Below are 5,522 nucleotides of genomic sequence, written 5' to 3'. Positions count from 1 at the left end.
AAATTCCTGCCGGGACTGCGCACCCGCCACGCAGTGGCGGGCGGACCGCCGGGGTGTGCTTTCTTTGCCTACTTTCTTTGCACAAGCAAAGAAAGTAGGGCCCCCGCGGCGAGCGGCACCATGTTGGAAGCGAAAGCAGGCCCTTCCGAAGAGTGAACACATTACGCTCAATACGAATGAACGAAAAAGTGAATTCACTTGCCGCCGATACAGGGGGCAAGACGCAGACAGGCTTCGCTCGCCCCTCACCCCAACCCCTCTCCCGGTGGGAGAGGGGCTTGAGCCGGAGTGCGCCTCAAGTGCCCCTGCCCCGTGCCGATATGCTGTGCATGACCCACGACCTGCTCAACCGCATCGACCAGCGCACCCGCCTCGCCGGCCACAACCGCCTCGCCCTGCTGCTGTTCCGCCTGGGCGGGCGTCAGCTTTTTGGCGTCAACGTCTTCAAGGTGCAGGAAGTCCTGCGCCGCCCCACCCTGTTCCAGCTGCCCGGCCTGCCCACCGAATTCGTCGGCGTGGCCGACGTGCGCGGGCGCTCGGTGCCGGTGCTGGACCTGGGCCTGAGCATCCGCCACCCGGAACGCGACCCCGACCCGGAGAATACCCCCAACTACCTGGTCGTCACCGAATTCAACCGCTCCGTGCAGGGCTTCCTGGTCAGCGGCGTGGAACGCATCGTCAACATCGCGGTGGAGGACATCCACCCGCCGCCGGAACTCGGCGCCGACAACAGCTACCTGACCGCGGTGACGCGTTTCCAAGGCGAACTGATCCAGGTGATCGACGTGGAAAGCGTGCTGGCCGACATCTGCCAGGCCCGCATGGACGCGCCGCTGGCGCCGGAAATGGCACTGCCCGAAGGCGCCCCGCCGCTGCAGGTGCTGGTGGTGGACGACTCGCGGGTGGCGCGCTCGCAGATCCGCAGCGTGCTGGAGCAGCTGGGCGTCACCACCACCCTGCTGTCCGACGGCCGCCAGGCGCTGGACCATCTCTTGCAGGTGCACGCCGCCGGCGAGAACCCGGCCGAGCGCTACGCCATGGTCATCTCCGACATCGAGATGCCCGCCATGGACGGCTACACGCTGACGACGGAAATCCGTCGCCATCCGGGGCTGGCCGGGCTGTACGTGCTGCTGCACACCTCGCTGTCGGGCGTGTTCAACAACGCCATGGTCGAGCGCGTGGGCGCCAACGCCTTCGTCGCCAAGTACAGCCCGCACGAACTGGCCGAGCACGTGCTGTTCCGCCTGAACCAGGTGGTCGCCGCGCAAATGGCGGCGTAGGCGGGTCCATTGTAGGAGGGCCTTCAGGCCCGATTGCCTTTGCCCGGGACGAAACAAAAGCATCGGGCCTGAAGGCCCTCCTACAGGACTGCGATCCTCTTTGGCACACGCCTTGCAGCATCCCCGGCAACGGTCTGCCGGAGCGGTGCCATGTCCAATTCCATCTCCAACTTCCTGGGCGTCCACGGAGCGGCGCTGCCGCTGCGCGAGCAGCGCATGCAGTTGCTCGCCAGCAACCTGTCCAACGCGGACACGCCCCATTACAAGGCCAAGGACCTCAACTTCCAAGCCGCGCTGGAAAGCGCCGCGCAGAAGGCTTCGCCGCTGCAGACCACCAGCGAACGCCACCTGACCCTGCTGGACGCCACCCCGCGCATCTTCGAGCGCGATGGCGTGCAGCCCAGCCTGGACGGCAACACCGTGGACGCCGACGTCGAACGCGCCGCCTATGGCCGCGCGGCGCTGGAATACCGCGCCTCGCTCAGCTTCATCGAATCCAAGGTGCGCACCATGCTCACCGCCATCACCGGCCAATAAGGGGCGACGCCATGAGCAACCTGCCGATCTTCGACGTGGCCGGCTCCGCCCTGCAGGCGCAGTCGGTGCGGTTGAACACCATCGCCAGCAACCTGTCCAACGCCGACTCCATCGCGTCCTCGCCCGAAGCGGTCTACAAGCCGATCGAGCCGATCTTCCAGGCGCGCCCGCTCAACGCGGACGGCTCGCTGACCTCGGTGCAAGTCAAGGAGATCACCCAGAGCGAGGCGCCGCCGATCAAGCGCTACGAACCCGGCCACCCGATGGCCGACGCCGACGGCTACGTCTACGCGCCGGATGTCGATCCGGTCGCGCAGATGGTCAACCTGATCTCCGCCTCGCGCGGCTACCAGGCCGGCGTGGAAGTGCTGAACACCGCCAAGGAACTGGCCCTGGCCACGCTGACGATGGGCCGCTGACGCGACTCCCTTCCACCGACCGAGCATACGCATGACCACCATCAACGGCGATCCGTTCGCCGCCATCAACAGCAGCGGCACCGGCGCGGCCACCAAGAAGACCGAGAACCTCGGCCAGGCCGATTTCATGCGGCTGATGACCGAGCAGCTCAAGCACCAGGACCCGCTGAAGCCGCTGTCCAACAGCGAGTTCATCGGCCAGCTGGCGCAATTCTCCACCGTGCAGGGCATCAGCGACCTCAACGCCACGGTGAGCGGCTTCACCAGCGCGCTGACCGGCGACCAGGTGCTGAAAGGCGCCTCGCTGGTGGGCCATTCGGTGCTGATACCCTCGGACACCCTCGCGCTGCCGGCCAGCGGCAACGCCAGCGGGCTGGTGATGGCGCCCGGCGCCGGCATGGTGAAGCTGGAGATCACCGACGCCAGCGGCGTGGTGGTGGACACCGTGGAAGTGGAAGCCACCGGCAAGGGCGAAACCCCGTTCGCCTGGGACGGCATCAAGGCCAATGGCGAGCGCGCGCCGGCCGGCGCCTATTCCATCAAGGCCCAGCACATCGCCGCCGACGGCACCGGCACCGCGCTGAACACCTACGTCGATGCCACCGTGGAAAGCGTGACCATCGGTTCCGATGGCCTGTACCTGAACCTGCCCGGCCTGGGCACCGCTCCGCTCGACTACGTGCTGCGCATCGGCAAGTCGTCCACCTGAACCCATCGCGCCACTCCCACCTGCACACCGCAAGGAGAACCTCATGGCTTTCAACACTTCGCTCTCGGGCATGAAGGCGGCCAACGCCGACCTCAACGTCACCTCGCACAACATCGCCAACGTCGGCACCACCGGCTTCAAGGAGTCGCGCGCGGAATTCGCCGAAGTCTTCTCCACCACCGGCTACGGCCTGCTGCAGAACGGCATCGGCGCAGGCGTGCGGCTGACCAACGTCGCGCAGCAGTTCTCGCAGGGCGACATCAACCAGACCGGCCGCTACCTGGACCTGGCGATCGACCGGGAAGGCTTCTTCACGGTCAGCAACAACGGCAGCAACGTCTACACCCGTGCCGGCAACTTCCAGCGCGATCCCAACGGCTTCGTCACCACGCCGGACGGCTTCCGCCTGCAGGTGTTCCCACCGCGCGCGGACAACGTCGGCTTCGACACCGGCCGGCTGGTCGACCTGCAACTGCTGACCACCGACAGCCCGCCCTCGCCCACCACCAACGTGGACCTGGGCGTCACCCTGCCCGGCAACGCCGCGCAGCCGGCCATCGCGCCGTTCGACCCGACCGACAGCGCCAGCTTCAACGAAACCACCTCGGTCAACGTCTACGACTCGCTGGGCGTGTCCCACCAGCAGTCGGTGTACTACGTGAAGACGGCCAACCCGAACGAGTGGCAGATGCACGTCTACGTGGACGGCACCTCGATGGGCGCGCCGACCACCGTGCAGTTCGACAACAACGGCGCCTTGACCGCGCCCGCCAACGGCCAGGTCGCGCTGGCGCCGTTCACGCCGACCACCGGCGCCGGCGTGCTCAACATGACGCTGGACATCAGCGGCACCACCCAGTACGGCGAGCAGTTCGCCAAGCGCATCCAGAACCAGGACGGCTACGCCACCGGCAAGCTCAACGAGTTCAGCGTGTCGCCGGAAGGCGTGGTGTACGCGCGCTATTCCAATGGCGTGGACCGCGCCATCGGCCAGGTCGCGCTGACCAACTTCAACAACCCGCAGGGCCTGGTCTCGCAGGGCAACAACACCTGGACGCACAGCTTCGCCTCGGGCGAACCGCGCACGGGCGCGCCGGGCACGTCGGACTTCGGCCAGGTGGCCTCGGGCGCGCTGGAAGCCTCCACCGTCGACCTGACCGAACAGTTGGTCAACATGATCGTCGCGCAGCGCAACTTCCAGGCCAACTCGCAGATGTTGTCCACGCAGGATCAGATCACGCAGACCGTCATCAACATCCGCTGACGCGGCGGGATCAGGGATTAGGGATTGGAGATTCGCAAGAACCCGATCCCGTCCCTTCCCCGAGCTTTTACGAATCCCCAATCACGAATCCCGGCCCCCTCATGGACAAAGCCCTCTACGTCGCAATGACCGGTGCCCGCGCTTCGCTGCAGGCGCAGGGCACGGTGTCGCACAACCTGGCCAACGTGGACACCAAGGGCTTCAAGGCCGCGCTGGCCGGCACCGAGGCGTTCAAGATCCCCGGCCAGGGCTTCCCGTCGCGCGTGGACGCCGTGCTGATGGACCCGGGCTTCGATTCGCGCACCGGTTCGCAGATGGTCACCGGACGCTCGCTGGACGTGTCGCTGCAACCCAACCACTGGCTGGCCGTGCAGGCCGCCGACGGCGGCACCGCCTACACGCGCAACGGCGAGCTGAGCATCACCCCGAACGGCCAGCTGGTCACCGCCGGCGGCCGCGCGGTGCTGGACGAGAACGGCAACCCCATCGCGGTACCGCCCGCGCAGTCCATCGACATCGGTGGCGACGGCACCGTGTCGATCGTCCCGCAGGGCGAAGGCCCGCAGACCATGGCCATCGTGGGACGCATGCGGATGGTCGAGGCCACGCCGGCGCAGCTGGCACGCGGCGGCGACGGCCTGATGCGCCCCGCCGATCCGCAGGCGCCCGCGCTGGCGCAGGCCAACGGCAACGGCCTGACCACCGGCGTGCTGGAAGGCAGCAACGTGGACGCCGCCGGTGCGCTGGTGCAGATGATCCAGTTGCAGCGCCAGTTCGAGATGCAGGTGAAGGTGATCCGCAGCGGCGACGAGATGGCGCAGTCGTCCAACCAGTTGCTGCGGCTGGGCGGCTGACGCATCAAGCCTCTCTCCCACCGGGAGAGGGATTGGGGCGAGGGGCGAACGGAGTCCATCCGCCTCCGCCATCCTATGCGCAGGGTGCGCCCTGGCGCACCATCGCCATCTGTCCAGACTGAAGCCTCTACCCTCGGCATGACTTGCGCATGGCGCCGCTCGCCACAGGCAGACAGACACCTCCCCGGCGCACAGCCTCAAAGCCCCTCTCCCGCCGGGAGAGGGGTTGGGGTGAGGGGCAACGAAGCCTGCCCTCTGTGCTGGCTTAGGGAAGATGCAAGGAGCGCGGTGAGATTTGTTGGCCTTGTGGGTTGGTTTTTCCTGCGCGGATAGATGGCGCCGCTCGCCGCGGGGCCCTACTTTTCTTTGCTTGTGCAAAGAAAAGTAGGCAAAAGAAAGCACACCCCGGCGGTCCGCCCGCCACTGCGTGGCGGGTGCGCAGTCCCGGCAGGAATT

Annotated in this window: 6 protein-coding genes; all 6 read left to right on the top strand. The window is 67.0% G+C overall.

The features are described 5' to 3' along the window. Positions 1–329: 329 nt before the first annotated feature. Positions 330–1,283, top strand: a complete 954-nt coding sequence (locus tag AAD027_RS18955) for a chemotaxis protein (RefSeq protein ID WP_341727598.1) — start codon at positions 330–332, stop codon at positions 1,281–1,283. Between the two features lie 150 nt (positions 1,284–1,433). Continuing rightward, on the top strand, positions 1,434–1,820 hold the full coding sequence (flgB, locus tag AAD027_RS18950) for a flagellar basal body rod protein FlgB (RefSeq protein WP_341727597.1): 387 nt from the start codon (positions 1,434–1,436) through the stop codon (positions 1,818–1,820). 11 nt (positions 1,821–1,831) lie between these two features. Beyond that, the gene (gene flgC / locus AAD027_RS18945) at positions 1,832–2,239 is read left to right on the top strand and encodes a flagellar basal body rod protein FlgC (RefSeq protein ID WP_341727596.1); all 408 of its coding nucleotides are present in this window, start codon (positions 1,832–1,834) and stop codon (positions 2,237–2,239) included. A 31-nt stretch (positions 2,240–2,270) separates the two neighbouring features. Further along, positions 2,271–2,948 (top strand): flagellar hook capping FlgD N-terminal domain-containing protein, encoded by a 678-nt coding sequence (locus AAD027_RS18940; protein WP_341727595.1) that lies wholly within the window; start codon positions 2,271–2,273, stop codon positions 2,946–2,948. Positions 2,949–2,991: 43 nt separating this feature from the next. Beyond that, complete coding sequence (gene flgE / locus AAD027_RS18935) at positions 2,992–4,212, top strand: flagellar hook protein FlgE (protein WP_341727594.1); 1,221 nt, start codon at positions 2,992–2,994, stop codon at positions 4,210–4,212. A gap of 101 nt (positions 4,213–4,313) precedes the next feature. Next, on the top strand, positions 4,314–5,066 hold the full coding sequence (locus AAD027_RS18930; protein ID WP_341727593.1) for a flagellar basal body rod protein FlgF: 753 nt from the start codon (positions 4,314–4,316) through the stop codon (positions 5,064–5,066). Positions 5,067–5,522 lie beyond the last annotated feature (456 nt).

The sequence above is a fragment of the Pseudoxanthomonas putridarboris genome (genome assembly GCF_038321125.1).
GTDB lineage: Bacteria > Pseudomonadota > Gammaproteobacteria > Xanthomonadales > Xanthomonadaceae > Pseudoxanthomonas_A > Pseudoxanthomonas_A putridarboris.
Note: the sequence above shows the minus strand (reverse complement) of the source record. Positions and strands in the feature narration are given on the sequence as shown.